General features: G+C 47.4%; 15 protein-coding genes. 4 read left to right on the plus strand and 11 right to left on the minus strand.

Annotation, left to right across the window (positions count from 1 at the left end; all coding sequences use genetic code 11):
• Positions 1-15: 15 nt before the first annotated feature.
• On the minus strand, positions 16-2,217 hold the full coding sequence (locus tag DPRO_RS01490) for a CHASE2 domain-containing protein (protein ID WP_097010483.1): 2,202 nt from the start codon (positions 2,215-2,217) through the stop codon (positions 16-18).
• 205 nt (positions 2,218-2,422) lie between these two features.
• Between DPRO_RS01490 and DPRO_RS01495 the strand changes: the two genes are divergently transcribed.
• Genes DPRO_RS01495 through DPRO_RS01505 form a run of 3 tightly spaced genes read left to right on the plus strand, consistent with a single transcriptional unit; the run spans position 2,423 to position 6,778 of the window.
• Positions 2,423-3,712, plus strand: a complete 1,290-nt coding sequence (locus tag DPRO_RS01495; RefSeq protein WP_097010484.1) for a TolC family protein — start codon at positions 2,423-2,425, stop codon at positions 3,710-3,712.
• A gap of 46 nt (positions 3,713-3,758) precedes the next feature.
• Positions 3,759-5,447, plus strand: a complete 1,689-nt coding sequence (locus tag DPRO_RS01500) for an ATP-binding cassette domain-containing protein (protein WP_097010485.1) — start codon at positions 3,759-3,761, stop codon at positions 5,445-5,447.
• Positions 5,447-6,778: an HlyD family type I secretion periplasmic adaptor subunit gene (locus DPRO_RS01505; RefSeq protein ID WP_097010486.1), complete on the plus strand. Its 1,332-nt coding sequence runs from the start codon at positions 5,447-5,449 to the stop codon at positions 6,776-6,778. The genes DPRO_RS01500 and DPRO_RS01505 overlap by 1 nt, the downstream gene beginning before the upstream one ends.
• A 6-nt stretch (positions 6,779-6,784) precedes the next feature.
• Here DPRO_RS01505 and DPRO_RS01510 read toward each other — a convergent pair whose 3' ends face one another.
• The gene (locus DPRO_RS01510; protein ID WP_157917335.1) at positions 6,785-7,516 is read right to left on the minus strand and encodes a sulfite exporter TauE/SafE family protein; all 732 of its coding nucleotides are present in this window, start codon (positions 7,514-7,516) and stop codon (positions 6,785-6,787) included.
• 158 nt (positions 7,517-7,674) lie between these two features.
• On the opposite strand from DPRO_RS01510, the gene DPRO_RS01515 reads away from it, so the two are divergent.
• Positions 7,675-7,854: a ferredoxin gene (locus tag DPRO_RS01515; RefSeq protein WP_097010488.1), complete on the plus strand. Its 180-nt coding sequence runs from the start codon at positions 7,675-7,677 to the stop codon at positions 7,852-7,854.
• Positions 7,855-7,882: 28 nt separating this feature from the next.
• Here DPRO_RS01515 and DPRO_RS01520 read toward each other — a convergent pair whose 3' ends face one another.
• The 9 genes from DPRO_RS01520 to DPRO_RS01560 all read right to left on the minus strand — a co-directional run bounded on the left by DPRO_RS01520 (position 7,883) and on the right by DPRO_RS01560 (position 17,715).
• Positions 7,883-9,097: an ISL3 family transposase gene (locus DPRO_RS01520; RefSeq protein WP_097010316.1), complete on the minus strand. Its 1,215-nt coding sequence runs from the start codon at positions 9,095-9,097 to the stop codon at positions 7,883-7,885.
• Between the two features lie 315 nt (positions 9,098-9,412).
• On the minus strand, positions 9,413-11,413 hold the full coding sequence (locus DPRO_RS01525) for a methyl-accepting chemotaxis protein (RefSeq protein ID WP_232005667.1): 2,001 nt from the start codon (positions 11,411-11,413) through the stop codon (positions 9,413-9,415).
• Between the two features lie 408 nt (positions 11,414-11,821).
• Positions 11,822-12,499 carry a recombinase family protein gene (locus DPRO_RS01530; RefSeq protein ID WP_097010489.1) on the minus strand — a complete coding sequence of 226 codons (678 nt, stop codon included), beginning with the start codon at positions 12,497-12,499 and terminating at the stop codon, positions 11,822-11,824.
• Between the two features lie 273 nt (positions 12,500-12,772).
• Complete coding sequence (locus DPRO_RS01535; protein ID WP_097010490.1) at positions 12,773-13,402, minus strand: hypothetical protein; 630 nt, start codon at positions 13,400-13,402, stop codon at positions 12,773-12,775.
• Positions 13,403-13,549: 147 nt separating this feature from the next.
• Positions 13,550-14,617, minus strand: a complete 1,068-nt coding sequence (locus tag DPRO_RS01540; protein WP_097010253.1) for an IS5 family transposase — start codon at positions 14,615-14,617, stop codon at positions 13,550-13,552.
• 78 nt (positions 14,618-14,695) lie between these two features.
• Positions 14,696-15,229, minus strand: coding sequence for a hypothetical protein (locus tag DPRO_RS01545; RefSeq protein ID WP_097010491.1), 534 nt, complete (start codon positions 15,227-15,229; stop codon positions 14,696-14,698).
• 325 nt (positions 15,230-15,554) lie between these two features.
• A complete protein-coding gene (locus tag DPRO_RS01550) occupies positions 15,555-16,589 on the minus strand; it encodes an AAA family ATPase (protein WP_097010492.1) in 1,035 nt (344 codons plus the stop codon).
• Positions 16,586-16,843, minus strand: coding sequence for a hypothetical protein (locus DPRO_RS01555; protein WP_097010493.1), 258 nt, complete (start codon positions 16,841-16,843; stop codon positions 16,586-16,588). The genes DPRO_RS01550 and DPRO_RS01555 overlap by 4 nt, the downstream gene beginning before the upstream one ends.
• A 323-nt stretch (positions 16,844-17,166) precedes the next feature.
• Positions 17,167-17,715 (minus strand): phage antirepressor N-terminal domain-containing protein, encoded by a 549-nt coding sequence (locus tag DPRO_RS01560; RefSeq protein WP_157917336.1) that lies wholly within the window; start codon positions 17,713-17,715, stop codon positions 17,167-17,169.
• Positions 17,716-18,094 lie beyond the last annotated feature (379 nt).

The raw sequence follows: 18,094 nt of genomic DNA on the forward strand, positions 1-18,094 counted from the left end.
TGCGTGGTCCCTTTTTTATTTCTTTGTATGTTGATAAATTCCGTCCCATACTTCGGGCGGGTTATTTATCAGAGTATTGCATCGCTTTTCATAAAGACTGTAAAGAACATCATCAGTTCCAAATGTCTTCAGTTTGCGTATTAGTTCCATGGTCTCGGCGAATTGGCCTTTAGCGTATGACTCTAATGCCTTATCAAAAAGATTGAATTCTTCTATCCGATGATCAACATCATCATGCTCATATACCGTGTAAACAGCGACAGGTTTGGCTTTCCCCTTTACTTTGACCTTGTCTATGAAGCGGAAGAGAAAATCATCACCGCAAGCAGTAACGATACTTCTGCTAACAAGAATTTCCAGGCCGTAAAATTTAGTTAATCCCTCGATCCGTGAGGCCAGATTCACGTTATCGCCTATCAAGGTGTAGTCAAAAAGCTCCGTGGTTCCCATATTCCCGACATGTACCAAACCGGAGTGAAGTCCAATGCCTGCCTGGATTGTTATTCCATAGCTTTCCAGAAAGATATTATTCAGTTTAGCGAGCTCCTTTTGTTGGGCAAGAGCTGCTTTCACTGACTTAATCTGATGATTTTCGACATCAACGGGCGCATTCCAGAAAGCCATGACCGCATCGCCAATGAATTTGTCCAGCGTGCCATTGTGCTGGGTTATGATTTCGGTCATGGGGGTCAAATAATCATGCAGCAAGGTGGTTACCTGTTTAGGCGGGAGTTTCTCGGATATGGAGGTGAAATCACGTACGTCGGAGAACTGTATCGACACTTCCTTTTCCTGACCCTCAAGTTTCAACAAGTCAGGGCTTTCCATTATTTGTGAGATAACGGACGGTGCAAGATAATGGGAGAACGCACTGTGTATGTATTCTTTTGCTTTTTCTTCTCGCCAGTACTTGATTGCCGTTATGAAAGTAAAAGTTATGACCAATGTGAATATTGGATATAGGGGCGATGCAAAGAAGTGAAAATGAGTGAAAAGGGCTGAGCTTCCAAACCATATTCCCAGCGAAAGGATGACTGCGGGTACACTAAGCCATAGAGCGTTCGTCCACATGAGCAATATCGTTATTGCTGCCCCTGTTATCACAACTGCAGATAATTCTATCAGAATAGCCCACTCAGGCTGCCGGACAGGTTGTCCGGATAGAATGTTGTCGACAATTGTTGCATGTACTTCAACGCCAGGAAAGCCGGGGTCGAGAGAGGTGGGCCTGATGTCTTTGAGGCCTGCAGCGGAGGTGCCTATGAAAGCTATACGCCCTTTTAGGTCAGCGGGACTGGCTTTGCGTTGCAGTATATCGATTGCGCTGATGTAATCAAAAGTGCGCGAAGGGCCTCTGTAGTTGATCAGCATTTTGCCCTGTCTATCTGTTGGAATAACAGAGTTGCCAAATCGAATGGATTGCACACCACGTTCGTTTAATTTCACGACTACATTCTGTTCAGGAAACGCCTGTCGGAGAGCTGCAAGAGCAAGGCTGGGGTAAACGTTTTCTTCCCAGCTAAATAGAAGCGGCACTCGTCTGTAGATGGCGTCTTCGTCGGCAGCAATGGTGATGAAGCCTGCGCCAGGAGCATTGCTGGAATAGAGAGGAAGCGGACATATGGCAGAAACCGCTTGTGGAAGAGCCTCATGTACTGGAATGGCGCCAGGGCTGCTTATGATAGTGGGGTTAATTGGGGTGAGTTCGCAGTTTGCGTCAATTCCTTTGGCCTGATCCGGATTTGTTATGAAATCGAAACCCAAAATGAATGGACCGGTCTTCAAATTGCTTGCAAGTAATTTGTCATTGTCTTTCAGTGAATCCGGCAGGCCGGAAAATTTGATGTCGACCCCGAGAATATTCTTGATATTCCTTTGAATATTAATTGGCGAACTCATGTCGGGTTCCGCGAAGATAATATCGGTAGCCACGGCCGCAACTTCATACTGTTGCAACGTTTTTAACAGGAAGGCTACCTGGTATCGGGGCCACGGCCATTGACCCGCTTCGCGAAGGCTGCGTTCATCTATATCAATTATAAGAGGGACTCGTGTAACTGGAGGGGTGTGGTTTTTTTGTAGGAATTGGTCATAAATAATGTGATCTATGTGTCTACCCAGTGGGAAGTGAGTCACGCACAAAAACAAAGCCAGAAGTGTTGTTACACTGCCTGCAATGGCAATGGTCCATTGTCCCTTGGCTATTTTATGGTTCATAGTGGTTTGCTTGTGACGAGTCTAATTATTGAATTATTTAACTAAAAATGTGATCATAGTTGCACAATACTAATTTTTCTTTTAAAAAATAGGTTACGAATTAATAGTAATATTTTAATCGTTTGAAATTATTAGTGAACATTTTCAGTTCACAATATACACACGGGAGTTGGCTTTGAAAAGGGTGCATTTGTTTTTACATGTTATGCTGGCAGTTTTCGTGCTTCCCTTGGCTGCTTCTGATGTCTGTGCTCAGGAAGTTCGCTCCATGCACTTACCTGAACTTCTACAGCAGCTTGTTGACAACCATGACAGAATCAAGGCGTCTGAAGAGCGTTTGCTATCTGTTGAGCATGCGAAGGAAAGCGCTAAAGGCGGGTGGTTGCCACGGCTTGATGCAACGATAGAAGGCGGAAGGGAGAATATTGATAAACCCCAAGTGACCGCAACTCAGATGAATCGGAACGAGCAAACGGTAACAGCGCGACAGTTGATTTATGATTTCGGAAAAGTGTCAGGAAGGATTGAGTCTGCTGAGGGAGTGGTTCGTGAGCACGAAGCAAAGCTGGCTCAGGCAAAGCAGGAGATACTGGCACTTGGGATTACAGCTTACTTACGTGTCGTTCGTTCAAGAGAGCTGGTCAAATACGCCAAGCGCTCGGAGGAAAGCATTAAAGAGCTTTCAGGGATGCAGGAAATCCTTGTGGAGCGTGGAGCCGGGTACTCTTACGAAGAATTGCAGGTCAAAGGCCAATTAGCTGGCACACAGTCATACCGGGTGACGCAGGAGCGGGAACTTCTGACAGCCATCAACAATTTCAGGTCCATTTTCGGTTTTACTCCAGATCAGAGTCAGGTAGCGGCGATGTCGCCAATCAGTGTCCCACGCAAGTTTCTGCCGGCTAATGTCGACGAAGCCGTGGCCATTGCATTTGAAAACAACCCGTTACTGCTTGAAACGCGTCACACACTTGAGCGATTGGCCGGTGACCTTCAGTCGGAAAAGTCTGATTACTTTCCTAAATTCGACGCGGTACTCGAAGCAGAGCGGATGGAGAATGATCAGGGTAATGAGGGAGTTCGTAATGAGCAGCGTGGCTCGCTTCAGATGACATACAATTTATTCTCCGGGTTCAGTGATCAGGAGGATATCCTTTCTGTCCAATCAGATATGAACAGCACTCGGCGGATGCTCCTGGATCGGCAGCGTACCATTGAGGAAAGTGTGCGAAATGCATGGCTGGAACTGACTACACTGCAAAAAAACGTGGAATTGTATGAATCACAGGCCAACATAACCTGGGAATTCCTCGGGCTGGTGAAGAAAAAGAAAGCGATGGGTGAAGAGGTTCGGTTGCTGGATATCCTCGTTGGCGAACGAGACTACATCAATGCAATCAGCGCAAAGGTTGCCACGGACATCGATACCATCATTGCCGGGTATACGCTCCTGTATCAAATGGGTTTGATTACGGAAGACATTGTACAGATGTAGTGTTGAGCCCATTTACTACAATAGAGAACCAGTGCCAGGAGCCGGAATGAAAGAGCTGTTTATAAGAATGCAAGGCTCTAAAGCACTCGCAGGCGAAATTCTTGTTGCCTCGTTGTTCGTCAACCTTTTGTTTCTTGCATCTCCTATTTTCGTCATACAGATTCTGAGCCGGTACATCGGTTATGGCTTTGATGGTACGCTGTATACTTTGACCACTGGCATGGTCATTGCCGTTGTTCTCAATGTCGGTTTTTCACTGGTTAGAATGCGCATGTGCGCTGCTCTGAGTGTGGAACCTGACATGGCCTGGCAGACTTCCGTTCACGAGGCGCTGACAAAAGTACAATACATGGCGCTTCACTCGTTTTCTCGCAATAAGATACAGCAATTGGTGGCTGCACCCAGAGTTATTCAAGCGGCTTTCGAAAGTCAGCGCGTGAGTGCTGTCTTGGATATGCCGTTTTATCTGATTTTTATATTGGCAATCTATTTAATCAGTCCTTTGTTAGCGTTAATCACGCTCACGGCTACCGTTGTCAGCATGTTGACCGCATATGTAAATAGTTCGCATATCAACAAGGTGGATGAGGCCCTCAGAAAAGAGTCGATGGGACACAGCAGCAGCATGCTGTCAGCAATAAATAGTATTGAGTCGGTACGAATTCATGGTGCTGGACCATTTCTTCTTTCATTGTGGAAAAACCAGTATGCGGCGATAGGTGCTATCAGGAATTCTGTACTGCACAGCAGGAGCTGGACTGCTGCGCTTATGCAGGGGCTCAGCGCTCTTTTGAAGGTCGCCATATATGCTGTTGGTGCAAAACTGGTGGTGTCTGGCAGCCTGTCAGTGGGGGCTCTCATTGGCGTCAGTATCCTGTCGGCCAAGGCTCTCCATATTTCGTCAGGTTTTATGCAGGCCGTGCAAATGATGGGAAAAGCCAAGGCGGCTCAGGAATTGATATCGGAGTTTTCTCAACTTCCTCATGAGCGTGAAAATGCATCGCATCCACCGGACTTCAGCGGGCAAATGGCTTTGCAGGATCTTTCGATAATGTTTGAAGGGCAAACAGGTCCTTTGATTGAATCTCTTACGCTGCCGATCCCAAGTGGCTCCGTTCTTGGCATCATTGGGAAAAATGGGACTGGAAAAACGACACTTTGCAAAATGCTGGTCGGTCTTGTCGAACCTACTCGGGGGCAACTGTTGATAGGTGGCGTTGATCTCCGGCAAATATCTTCGGACTGGTGGCGTTCACAGATTATGTATGTCCCGCAGGAGCCAATGTTTATCGACGGCACTTTCAGAGATAATATCATTATGTCGGCTCAAGATATTGATACTGCAGATCTTGATGAAATCATTCGTTTGGCTGATCTGAAGCGGTACCTTGATGCTTCGCTTCGTGGACTTGATTCATTGGCTGTAGATGGCGGAAAGACGCTTCCGGTTGGCATACGTAAACGTCTGGGCCTAGCCAGAGCGCTTGTCGGTGGCGGTAAAGTCGCTATTTTTGATGAGCCCACAGATGGTTTGGATAAAGAGGGGTGCCAAGCCGTTTACACTGTTTTGAATATTCTGAGAAAGCGCGGTGTGACCATTGTTGTGGTCTCACAGGATCCTAATATTATACAAGGCTACAATAAAATTATTGATTTAGATAGCAAGCCGGTGCCAAGGGTGGCTGTCGTCAAGGTTGGTAGTGACGAAAGACACGGCAAAGCAGGGGATGCATGATGTCGAATCCGGAATCAAAATCATCTTGCGGCATCAATACTTCCACAAGGCTCTTCTTTTATCTTTGTGTTGTTTTTTGTGTCAGTTTCATTGCCTGGGCTTCCTGGGCGCCTTTGGACATTGTCAGCGATGCTGTTGGGGAGGTCATACCTAGTTCAAAGGTGAAGAGAATTCAGCATTTGGAAGGGGGGATTGTTCATTCGATCCTGGTGAATGAAGGCGATACTGTCGAAGCTGGTCAGCCATTGATAGAACTGGAGGCTACTGCGAGTGATTCGACTCTTGAGGAGTTGAACGTTCGGATTGCGTCGTTGCAGGTCCGGGTAGCTCGGCTGGAAGCTGAAGCATTATGGTTTACGACAGATGTCGAGGACAAGCAGATAGAACCTTATTCTGTTCCCTTTGCTGTTCCGGCAGAGCTGGGTACCATTTCAAACTCCCTTTTGGAGCAGGCCAGTGATTTGTATGAGGCCAGGCGGGAAAGGGTCGTGAACGATATAAGTGCACAGCTTGAGCAGGTAAAACAGCGTCAGCAGGATATTCATGAGATTTCCGCACGAATACGAAATCAGCGGCAAAATCTTAAGTATGTTCGGGAGCAGATCGCCATTAGCGAAGAGTTGCTCAAGGATAAGTTGACGACAAGATATAAACACCTGGGCTTCCTCAAGGAAGAGTCTGCTCTTGTAAGCAAAATCGAAGAAGACAATGCAGCTTTGGCTCGGACACGGTCCATGCTGACCAACGCCAGACAGGAGCTCGACCAGATTGCCAACTCGTTTCATGAAGACGTTCAGGAGAATCTTCGCAAGTCCCGTCGTGAATTGTTGGAATTGTCACAGCGCCTGAGAAAAATGGAAGACAGTCTTGAAAGAACAGTAGTCAGATCGCCTTCCAAGGGGATTGTTAAAACAATTTATGTGACGGGTGAAAAGGAAGTGGTGCAGGCCGGAATGACTATTCTGGATATAGTTCCGGCTGATGACAAACTGGTTGTCGAAGTCCATTTGCCATTAGGAGATATCGGGTATGTTCATGTCGGCCAGAATGCATCTGTGCGACTGGCAACTGGTGATGCACGAATGTTCGGCAGTCTCCATGGCAAGGTTCACCGAATCAGCCCGGATGCCATTACCAATCGCGAAAATGAAACATACTATCGTGTACTAGTGGAAACCGAACAGGATAGCTTTCAGAAAGAGGGACGGACATATCAACTCTACCCGGGTATGCGTCTTCTTGTCGGTATCAAGACCGGTGAACGCACGGTAATGGAGTATCTGCTGTATCCATATTTTGAAGCACTGTATCACGGACTACAAGAGCGATAGTATTTCTCACAAGGGGAATATGTTTTTTGCGATCATCATCCATCCCAAGAAAAATACCAACAAAATCGCCAGTTTTTTATATCCGTTGTCAGAAATCCTTTTGAACGCATAGATTCCGCAAAAAATACCTAAGCAAAGCCCGGGAATCGCTGGAAGCGTATACTCAATTACTTCTTTTGTTATCAATCCTGCGTATGCCTGTGAGAGAATTGCCAGCAAACTGCTGATGAGGAAATACAGAGCAAGGGTGCCCTTAACTTCGTTCTTGGACCAAGGCTGTATGGCAGAATAAATTATTACGGGTGGACCGCCGACACCAATGCTTCCAGCCAGTATCCCGGAAGTGAAACCTGTAGCAAGGGTGATAGGCAGGCCGAGGACCTTTTGCGTTGGTTTGGCCAGTAATTGATAGCTCGTAAACGCGATCATTATGATACCGAGGATAATCGATAATACTTCAGCAGAAGTTTGCTTAAGTATGTATGCTCCAATGGGGATTCCCGGCAAGGTGATCAGGAACAGTGTCGAAATGGTCGCCAGATGGACAGATTTTCTTAACTGAACGCTCAATGTGGCATTGATGATCAGCCCCAAAAGCAAAACCAGTGGGATGATCGTTTTGAACGGAATAAAGAAGCCAAGAAGTGGAAGGGCTATTAAACCGAATCCGAATCCGGTAAGGCCTTGAACAAATCCGGCTACCGTAACAATGAGTATAAGCGACAGTGTCTCGAACATTGGGAGCATGTACGTTAATAGTTTAAACATGCCAACAGGGTAATGTGCTAATATCTAAAAAGATAAAAATGGTTGCATCAAAAATGTATGAAAGTGTATAAGTACGATAAACCGATGTGGTTTTTTTGTTAACCATTTATATTTTTGGAGGAAACATCATGGCTATTGTTATTGATCAGGACGAGTGTATTGGTTGCGAATCTTGTGTAGAAATTTGCCCTGATGTGTTTGAAATGGATGCAGACGGTGAAAAAGCGACTGTTATTGCTGAAGATTCATCAGCAGACTGTGTTGATGAAGCTATTGAAACATGTCCCACGGAAGCCATCTCTAAATAATTGCAATGGGTAACCCAAAAAAAAAGGTTCATCCGGCTAAAGCGTACTTCGCTTCGTGAATTCCCATGATCCTGAGCTTGAAGAACTCGGTATCCCGATATCCGTAGGCTTGTCGTTTCAGCGTCTTGATCTTGTTGTTGGTTCCCTCGATTGGGCCTGATGAGATGGGATGGTCGTAATAGGCAAGAATGCCGAAACGATACGAGGCAAGCGTCCTCGCCATGATCTGCAAAGGGCGTATCTCCGAGGCTTCGGCTCTGGCGATCCAGTCGTTGATGACTTTCTCTGCCGTCGCCTTGTTCGGCTGGGACCAGAGTTGCCGCAAATCCTCTTTCAGATAGTAGGCTGTCGCCAGAGGTTTGTTCAGCCGCAACGCTTCATCCAAGCGCTCCTTTTCATCACGGCTTTCATCCAGATTTTCGGGGTTTTTCAGAAGAATCCATCGAGTTCCTTTGACCGCTTTCCTTTCAAGTGGCGAGGTGAGTTCCCGAAAGAGCTGGCGGCGGATCTGCGTGATTTTCTCGTTCATCAGCTTGACCACATGAAACCGGTCAAACACGATAGCCGCATTCGGCAAGTTCTCCATGACAGCGCTGATGTAGCCTGCGTTCATGTCCGTCGCCACAGCCGCAATCTTGGCTTTTGTCTTCTTGAGACGTTCCCAAAACGGGGTAAGCGTTTCTCGACTTCGTCCTTCACCAACAAAGACGACTGCGCCACTTTCGAGGTCCATGACCAGCGTGAGGTACTTTTGCCCTTTACGGACGCTGATTTCGTCGATGGCGATATACTTGATCTTTCCCAGGCTGGGACTTGAGAAACGGCGAAACAGATAGCGCTTGAAGATTGATTTGATGGTGTCCCAACCGACGCCCAGCAGATCGGCAACATCCTGAATCGTCATCTTTTTTGCCAAGGCGAGAGCATATCGCTCAAAGGCTTTCGTATACCAGCGCCTGGACTCGGCGATCTGAATGTCGATCAAACGAATGACGCCGCAATTGCGACATCCTACCCGTTGGACGGGAATGACCAGCCAGACGGGCTTGAAACCGATGGGCACAGTCTGAACCCATCTTTCGGCAAAGCCGTGGCGAATGATGTTTCTGGAATGGCAGCAAGGACAACGAATCAAGTCATCCTTGGGCTGCACTTTCAGGATGATGTTGCCTGCGATGAAATCCTGCCGAACGTAGTCGTAGCCTCGCAGGCCGAACGCGTGGTAGATGAAACTCGTGGACATGGTGATTACTCCTCCCGCTGGTTGGTGATGCTTCCAACGGTTGGACGCCATGTCCTTTCATTTTGTCAAAAGTACGCTTTAGCCGGATGAACCACCATTAGGGCAGCCGCAGTCAGAAGGATAGTTCCGAACATGTGACCTGATTACCACAGTAAGGGAATAATGCCACCGCCTAGTTGTTTCTAAATTTTTATGATCATCCAGCTAAAGCGTACTTCGACTCATGAATGTCCTTTCATTTTGCCAAAAGTACTCTTGAGCCGGATGAACCAAAAAAAAGCCGCATGAAAATGCGGCTTTTTTGGTGTTCTGTCTCTAGAAGCGCTCAAAGCTCGAATCATCTTCCAGGGCCTGAGGTTGGCTCGGGACCACTTCCACTTTTGAAGTCAGTGGATGTGCGTATTCTTGGCTGTCAGTTTTTCCTAGCTTGAAAAAGGAAATCGTCCGTTCTAGTTGCATTGCCTTTGCCGAAAGTTGGCTGGCGGTGGATGCATCCTCTGAGGAGCCGGCGTTGGCTTGTACAACGTTATCAAGCTGTTGAAGGGCCCTGTTAATCTCGTTCGCTCCGGTATTTTGCTCATTGCTGGCTGTGCTTATTTCCTGAATTAATTCTGATGTTTGTTCAATATTAGGGACTATTTTCTCCAGCATATCTCCCGCTTGTTTAGCAACTTCGACGGATGCTCTCGATAGTTCGCTGATTTCATTAGCCGCTTCTCCTGATTTTTCTGCCAACTTGCGAACTTCTGCAGCTACAACTGCAAAGCCTTTCCCATGCTCACCTGCACGTGCCGCCTCAATTGCCGCATTCAAAGCCAGCAGATTGGTCTGACGTGCTATCTCTTCAATGATGGATATTTTTTCCGCTATCTGCGTCATGGAAGTAACTGTCTTATGGACGGCCTGTCCGCCTTTTCTTCCATCTTCTGCGGTCTTACGGGCAATTTCCTCTGTTTGATTGGCGCTATGCGTGTTTTGCCCAATGCTACCGGACATTTCTTCCATTGCTGATGAAACTTCCTCAACAGCAGACGCTTGCTCGGTAGCACCGGCACTGAGCGTTTCAGAAGAGCTGGCCAGTTCCTGACTGCCTGTTGCTACTGTGGTGGTGGCATCCTGAATGTCATGAACTATGCGTTTGAGGTTCTCGATCATCTCGCTAAATGCGGTAGCCAGTGTGCCTATCTCATCATTTCTGTTCACATTGAGTTGGACAGAGAAATCTCCTTGGGAAAGGGTGGTAGCTACATCAGCACTCTTTTTCATATCTCTGGCAACTCTCGTAGCAAAGAGCAGCGTCACGACTATTGAGATCAATACAAATATAATTGCTATGATCAAGTAGAGCATAATGGTGTTGTTGATAATATCTTCGAGATTGGCGAGATTGGCTTCTACATGCGCAACTTCCATTTCGCCCAAGTTATCTATTGTACCGCGCATTTCTTCAAAACGTATCTCGCTGGCGGCCATAAGTTGATTCTTTTCAATATTTTTTTGAATATTGTCTCTTGTTAAATCAACTGTATTGGAGCTCGCATCCTTCCAAGAAGAAAAGAGGGTGTTGAACTCGGTTTTCAAAACATTTGCCTGGTATCCCACCAGCTCGCATCCCTTATTGATGCGTTCATTTGTTTGGCTGACATTCTCATGAAAAGAATCAGCCAACCCTTTGACAATTTCAATATCTGAAGATCGCGTTATGAGTAGCTGTGCGACGTATGCTTGGTAAGCATCGCGATCTGCATTGAGCACCACAGAAAGAGCTTCTTCCAAGATTAGTCGACGCTCTATTCCCAGGTCTGAAGTGTTGAGCTCCTGGTTAATCATTTCTCCAAGATTATCTATAACGTCGCGCATGCCGCCAAATGAAGCTAACGCCCTTGCTTCTGCTTCATTGCGTTGAATATTTGCATCGAGTGTTTCAGCTGTAAGCTTGAAAATCCGTTCATTCGTCTGTTTCCATTTGGAATAGTTTTGCTTGAATTCCTCAAAGACAGATTTCATGTTTGATGGGAAATTCTTGGCTGGCCCAGCGATTCGATCCCAGGTTTGCTGAAGGTTTTCGTCACTGGACTTGAGAAATCCGTTAAGGCTTTCAGAAGTCGTAGCCTTCAATGCAGAGGATGCAGCAGCTTGAGCTTGGTAAGCATCGCGGTCTGCATCAATCATTGTGGCTCTATCCATATGAATTGAATTGACTTCATCCACTTTAGAATCGATTGTTCTGAAGCTCCACAGAGCAACAAAAAGCATAACAACCATGGCTGTTATTGGCAGACTAACTATCAACAGCAATTTCCATTTGATACCCATCGTACACTCCAGTGTTTTGACTGTAATATCAAATAATGGTTTATCGCTAAAGATGATCAATTAAAATATAATGTCCATTTGTACAGGCCTCATCGCCTAAATATTATGAAGGTAGTCTAAAAGCAGATGACATGGCGTGCTTGAAGCATACTCTTGAGATTACTTATCCACTCTAGATCAAAGCCATACGAAAAGCCCTGCTATCAGTTAAAATAGCAGGGCTTTTATAACAAAATGGCGGAGAGGGTGGGAGTATGTTTTTTCTTCCCGCCTAACCGATTGATTATATATGACATTCTTCGTAAAGATCGTGGGCTTATACTCTCTGCTTGTGTACCCGTTTGGTGACGTTTAAGTCAAGCACGGGTCGTCCTTGGATAGACGCGTGAAAAAAAGCGGAAATGCTGTTTAAGCTAGCTCTAAACGCTTCATCAATCGTTGAACACTTGCCGCATACCATTGCCCTCCACGAGGTGTTCTGATGCTGTTTCTATTCAGCTCAGTCGCAATCCCATTCGCACTGGTGATCCCTTGTTCGAGCAGCTTGGTAATCTGACCACGAAGTCGTTCCGCACGATGATTAGCATTGGCCTTGATCTTTTTGACAGCTGGATCATTTCCAAGACCTTGGAGATGTTTAGCACCCTTTGGATTGCCTAGCTTTACCCCACGTGCCTTTGCAACTGCCAGAGCGGCCTTTGTTCGCTCTGAAATACGTTTACGCTCTTCCTGTGCTATTAACGCCATAATGCCTACTGTGAGTTCATTTGCTTCAGGCATATCGGCACATACGAAGCGGACGCCAGAACGTTGAAGACCGAGCAAAAAGTATGCGTCACGAGACAGACGGTCGAGCTTTGCGATGAGGAGTGTTGCTCCAGTCAAATCACAATGCTCAAGAGCTTGCTTCAGTTCAGGACGGTCATCATTCTTTCCGCTTTCAACTTCGACGTACTCTTCAAGAAGTTCCCATTGGCCACCATTCAAATAGTCTTCAACAGCCTTACGCTGGGCTTCAATACCAAGACCACTTCTTCCTTGTCTTTCTGTGCTGACACGCAGATATGATACGAACTTGCCTTCCACGACTCACTCCTTTTCAATTTGCATAACGTTCGTTTGGCAATTTGATAAACAGAAAAAATAATAATGTGTCAATAGTCTTTGGGCACGATTAGTAAGCATGGTCAGGCCATAATTTAATAAATTTACAAGCAGCTAACTTATATAATTTTGAAGGGCCGGGTAGGGGGGAAACTTGGAAAGGATAATATCAGAAAGGCGCTCAGATTTTTGTAGTAAAATATGCTGAGGTATTATCAAGGGGGAGGACGCAACGGCCCTCGCCCCACTTTGGATTTAGTTGTTTGTTGAGATTGAAGATAGCTTTCTGCCGTCGATCATCTCGATCTCACCTTTGTTAATCATCGTATTGATCTCTTCGACTGAGACGTTCAGCTCATTGGTTATATTGCCAAGTGAGTAAAACACATTGCCTTGGGAATCGTGATGGGTAGGCTGAATTCCAGGGAACATCTCTGCTAATTTGTCGTCGATCATTTCTTTGATTTCTCCAGGTGCCATTGAGCAGAACGCGCCAAAAGCCACAGCCGCCAATTCAGAATCAGTCTGTTTGACATATTCCAGCGCTGTTAAGACTGAAACGACCTCATCAAAGTCGGAGAAGTCCAGTTCACCTTTCAGGCGTTCCACTTCCTTCCTGTAGGCTGCACGAAGGTCGTCCAGTAACTGAATCTTAGGCATGAATTCATTCATCCGTTCGCCCAATTCACGGCGAGATTCCATAGTCGATTTGACGATCGCTTCTGCATATTCAGTAATACACTGAAGCTGGAGTCCGGTTTCTTGCTCGCACCAGTCCAAGAGTTTTTCCATTTTGCAGTCATAGTCTTCATACTCATTTTCCAGAGTAGCAATCAGGATGTCTGTCAGTTCGCAGTCGTTGGCAAAGGTAATGTTTTTATTCATAGAGACCTCTGCGCATCCCCTTTTCGCGTCCGTGCCTTGCGCTCCGCACCCAATTTGATGTTCTGACCGCACCCCAGCTTGGGCTCATTCCCGGCCTTTTCCTGCCATTTCTGGCCGAAATGCCGGATTTTGGACGCACCTCTCCCTTCAGGCTCGCGCCAGTCGAACAGCTTTTTTCAAATTGAACGCCATGGCGAGGATGTGGAACTCTCCCTCCACCTTCTCACGACCCACGTATCGGGACCGAAAGAATGCGTAGCCACGTTTGAGTGTGCCGAAGGCCCGCTCGACTATTTGCCGAATGCTGCTGATGTCACGGTTGCGGGTCTTTTCGAAGTCTGTCAGCCTGCCGCCACGAGGCGTCTTGTCCATGGTTCCGTCCTCCAAATCGCGATCAAACAGAATGTCCCGGTTCTTCCCGCTGCAATAGCCCTTGTCCGCATAAACCCGTGCGCCGGGATCAAGGCCGACGCCATTCACGAGCCGCTCGAATTCGCCCGTGTCCGAATGGTTCGCGGGAGTGATGTGACCACAGAGCAGAAACCCGTCTCGACTGTCCGTCGCGGCATGGAGCTTGTAGCCGTAATAGGCCCGATTTCTCTTGCGGAGCCAGGCCGCCTCCTCGTCATCCGAATAGCTGACCCGGCAGTCCACCGGCCCATCCTGTTCTTCGGCGTCCTCGGAACGGTCCTCAGGCATCACGTCGATAACCTTGCGCGGCCGCCGCTGCGACTCGACTACCGAGGCGTCCACCACGGCTCCCTCACGGACAAGAAGCCCTTGTCCTTCAAGCTGGCGGTTAAGCATGTCGAGCAAGGAGTCCAGCACCTTCAGGCGGATCAAACCGTTACGGAAACGGCATATGGTGGTCTCGTCCGGCACGTCGTCCTCGATGGAAAAACCGGTAAATCTGACAAAGGAGAGCCGGTCGAGCAGCGCCTGCTCCACGCCCGGATCACTCAGGTTGTACCAACGCTGCAAGAGCAGAATCTTGAACATCGCCAGAGGCGGATAGGCGGGATTGCCCACGGCGTTGGCCTTGCGCCTGATCTTCTTGCACAGAAAGGCGTTGATGGGCTGCCAGTCGATGAGTTCGTTGATCTCATCCAGAAATGTGGTCTTGGTTCTGCGGTGCCCCAGGAAGTAATCACCCAACCGAGGTCCTTTCTGCCGAATAGCCATGCCTTCCTCCTTTGGATGGAGAAATAATAGCATAATAAATCAAATAGTTAAAGAGTAAAAGTGTGGGATTTGCCGTGCAGAGGTCTCTCATAGGTTTAACTCCTTATATTTTTAGTTGTGGCTAAAGGGCACGTGGTATCCGTCAATATCGCAGCGCAGGAAGTCGTTTTTCTGGTTTTCATCCTGCGCGATATGTTTAGCGATCCTCAGCGCCAGTGCGCCGAGCTTAGAATGACAAAGGCGCTCGGAAAGAAAATCCCGAACGCCTACCGTGATGCGATCCTTTCTGCGGTGTGTGAATGGATCTCGTCGTGTTGGTGCCAGACGTAACAGTCTGACCACCATTTGATGCCTGAAGTGCTTGTCGCTCCTGAATGACTCTGGAGACAGCTCCTGGTAAAGGAACATGGCGACGATGGTTGCCATCATGTCCTTCGGCTCGACATGGCTTTCCCGAAGGTGAACTAGCCAGTTGTTCGTGCGTTCCCAGGGTGACTTGCTGCCAGACCAGACACGTCGAGGTTGAGCAGATTGGAGCAGACGATCCAGTACGTCATACGCTCCTATAATTGCCGGGTGGTCTCCGTTCTCATTAAGGAAACGGTAAACCGAGGACAGGTATGGAGCGAGTTCTCCTTTGGTCACTGTGTGGCCTCGGGGATCTCCTGTACGCTGACAACGGTCATCGTGTGCATCACAATAGCGTCCCCATTTCTGTACAGTTCTGAAACAGCCGGGGACGTCGCAAGTGCGCCTTGCAGATTTGCATTGAGCAAGACGCAGCCATGAGGGTGTCGACATGCGACCTCCTTGTAGTTTGTGCCTGCCAACCAGGCGTTGATGGGATGGGTAAGGGACAAGGAATGAGTAGTTTCCAGTTTCCGGTCTATAAGGGTAAAGAAACTGGAAACTGAAAGAAGGTAGGAAGATAGGTGCGGTCAGCGAGTTACTCTTACTCGCTGAGTCGCAACTAATAGTCTTCTTCCTCGTCTACCTGCTTCTGACTCTCCGCAGCCATAGACAGCAATTCATTCCATTCTTTCTTGCTGATGAAACCATTGGCAATGGCCTGGCTCTTCAGCTTGGACATCTTCGACTTGCTGCATTCGAAAGGTAATGCTTCACAGAGTGCATCCTGTGTCGGATACTCCAATGTCTTGAGCATATTGATGATGGTCTGAATCTGGTCGTCCTTTGACTGTCGTGAGTTCCAAAGAGCGCCCAGGTCTTCGTTGGGTTCCAGCCACACTTCCCGTTCTTGAATGGTCTCATCTCTCGGACACCGGAATTTGTCCCAGCACAGTCTGAAAGACGTCCCATTCGATTGGATCGACTCAACCGCTTTGAGACCGAGGATAACCTCAAAGGTCGTGGCAAGCTTCGAAGAACCACGATAGTTGTTTGCGTTCTTATTTGAATGATGAACGAGAATACAAGCTACCTTTGCTTGTTTAAGTTTCATCAGGAACTGGAGAACCTCGTTGAAGTCTCCTGCGTCGTTCTCGTCTTTGATGGATGCCAAGGTCGAGAGGTTGTCTAGGATCACAAGGTCATAGCTCCCAATGTGATATGGGTTTGTCTTTTCATCCATCGTTGCAAGATCCAGCATCGACTCACGTCCTTCCTCCAACGCAAGGTCTGGGAAGTCAGCGTCTGGTCTTTGATACTGTCGAGCAAGAACGGTGATGTTTTGGCCAGTCAGCTCTTCGTCGAGATTCAATCCCGGTAGAAGGATCTTGGCTCGCTCGATGATGTCCTGAATGTGCATTTCTCCGTCTACGAATAAGACCCGGCGTGGCTTGATGGCTTTCCAGCCCATGAACTCTCCACCGCCAGCGATGACCAAAGCCAACGTCAGTGTCAGCATGGACTTGCCGACACCAGGAGGGGCGTAGATCATGGCGCTTTCTCCGTCTCGAAGCCACGGCTTGAGCAAGTGTTCTCGTGGCGGGAATTCAGTCTTCAACAACGTGTCCAGCGAAGGGGCTCTCAGCTTACTATTCATGCTGCCCTCCAAGCTATCCTTTTGGGGATGAGGAATGCCCAGGAGACCCGAAGCGCTTTCCTGCCTTTCTGTCCAAGATCCTGCTTCCAGTCGTGGAGTGTTGTCTTGGTTTCTTCATGAAAGTCGCTACAAAGGCTCCTAAACTGCTGAAGCCATCTTTGTAGTGTCTTGGATCGTTTCTTCATGGAAAGCCCGTTTGAGCAGGCTTTCAGCCACTTGCCGAACCTGAATGATGTCTTTGTATGAACTCGCATATGAGTCCTCCATTTGTTTATGGCCGAATTTGGCCGTTCATAGAAAAAGGCGAGACGCGCTATGGCTATCCCGCCTGACCAAAAGGAATGTATGTGAACTGAGCATGGATCTGACTGGTGTGCAGACAGTCGAGCTCAGGTGTAACCTGGAAGCTGTATGCTTACTTAGTGAGGGTTAACTGTTAATATTTGATTTTACACTCTTTTCTTCTTGAGTGGTTTTGCTGCTGGTAAAGAGGTGATTAAGCGCTCCTCCAGGGCGACTTCGGCTGGCCCCTGCTCGGCATACTGGGTCCAGAAGCCGTCGCCCCAGTGGGTTGCTTTTACAATTGTCTTTGAGCATTTTCTTTTCGTCTTAGTTCCGCTGCAGCTAATTCAAGACGTGTCGCTAAACTCGAAGCATCGTGTTGCTCCTTCTCCTGTTTGCCCGCCCACTGGCGAGTTGCTGCCGGGGATATATTATTCTTTTGTTTAATATTTCGTATAACGGCAGGGTCATCTTTGAGCCCTTTCTGAAACCAGTTATGCAAGACGTGAAAAGCCTCCAAGCGGTATAGATTTACCTTGTCTTGTACTTCTGGACGAGCCCTCTTGATTGTAAAAAGCCATCCGGCAAGTGCTGCTATTGGCAACATCGTATAGGTCCTGCGTTGTGATGTCCCAGGTAGCTGCGTTGTGATATTGCGTATGAGACTCGCCAGAAATGGATCATTCTTAATTTTAGTGAATTGACTTGCCCAGTCCAAACCAATGTCCTGGCATACATGACGAGGCGAAAAGTAACATTGTCCGTCATCTGAGATAGCTGCTAGAATTTCAGTTCCGCAAAAGGATACTTCATCATGTTTAACAGGGATAATAGTTTGAGACATTTGAACCTCCTTGATTTTTTTGATTTGGTTTGTTTGAGGGCATGAGAAAAGGGCACACCAAATAAATGGCATGCCCTTTCAAATTAGCTTTGTTCTTTTGCTTACTAGTGTGGGTTAATTCTTTGCGCTTTCAAGTTGCGTCTGACAGGTCTACCTCAGCTACGTTTTGGCTGCTTACATAGTGGGCCTTAATTGCAGATCCATACGAGAGCTTGATAAATGCCTTAAATCTAACCACGCTCCTAATGCTTACATAGTGGGGACAATTATCAGCCTGTCGTGTCCAGAGTTCTCATTGCTTACTAGTGGGCCTTAATTCTTAACCTCAAAATTTGACAGCTATCACGGGCTCGGTTGAGTTCCTCCTGCTTACTAGTGA

The sequence above is a fragment of the Pseudodesulfovibrio profundus genome, from assembly GCF_900217235.1.
GTDB lineage: Bacteria > Desulfobacterota > Desulfovibrionia > Desulfovibrionales > Desulfovibrionaceae > Pseudodesulfovibrio > Pseudodesulfovibrio profundus.

What these genes read in the sequence shown, in the direction of transcription:
- DPRO_RS01490 (WP_097010483.1), bottom strand. Translation starts at nt 2,217, where the DNA reads ATGAACCATAAAATAGCCAAGGGACAATGGACCATTGCCATTGCAGGC.
- DPRO_RS01495 (WP_097010484.1), top strand. Translation starts at nt 2,423, where the DNA reads ATGCTGGCAGTTTTCGTGCTTCCCTTGGCTGCTTCTGATGTCTGTGCT.
- DPRO_RS01500 (WP_097010485.1), top strand. Translation starts at nt 3,759, where the DNA reads ATGAAAGAGCTGTTTATAAGAATGCAAGGCTCTAAAGCACTCGCAGGC.
- DPRO_RS01505 (WP_097010486.1), top strand. Translation starts at nt 5,447, where the DNA reads ATGTCGAATCCGGAATCAAAATCATCTTGCGGCATCAATACTTCCACA.
- DPRO_RS01510 (WP_157917335.1), bottom strand. Translation starts at nt 7,516, where the DNA reads ATGTTCGAGACACTGTCGCTTATACTCATTGTTACGGTAGCCGGATTT.
- DPRO_RS01515 (WP_097010488.1), top strand. Translation starts at nt 7,675, where the DNA reads ATGGCTATTGTTATTGATCAGGACGAGTGTATTGGTTGCGAATCTTGT.
- DPRO_RS01520 (WP_097010316.1), bottom strand. Translation starts at nt 9,097, where the DNA reads ATGTCCACGAGTTTCATCTACCACGCGTTCGGCCTGCGAGGCTACGAC.
- DPRO_RS01525 (WP_232005667.1), bottom strand. Translation starts at nt 11,413, where the DNA reads ATGGGTATCAAATGGAAATTGCTGTTGATAGTTAGTCTGCCAATAACA.
- DPRO_RS01535 (WP_097010490.1), bottom strand. Translation starts at nt 13,402, where the DNA reads ATGAATAAAAACATTACCTTTGCCAACGACTGCGAACTGACAGACATC.
- DPRO_RS01540 (WP_097010253.1), bottom strand. Translation starts at nt 14,617, where the DNA reads ATGCTATTATTTCTCCATCCAAAGGAGGAAGGCATGGCTATTCGGCAG.
- DPRO_RS01550 (WP_097010492.1), bottom strand. Translation starts at nt 16,589, where the DNA reads ATGAATAGTAAGCTGAGAGCCCCTTCGCTGGACACGTTGTTGAAGACT.
- DPRO_RS01555 (WP_097010493.1), bottom strand. Translation starts at nt 16,843, where the DNA reads ATGCGAGTTCATACAAAGACATCATTCAGGTTCGGCAAGTGGCTGAAA.
- DPRO_RS01560 (WP_157917336.1), bottom strand. Translation starts at nt 17,715, where the DNA reads ATGTCTCAAACTATTATCCCTGTTAAACATGATGAAGTATCCTTTTGC.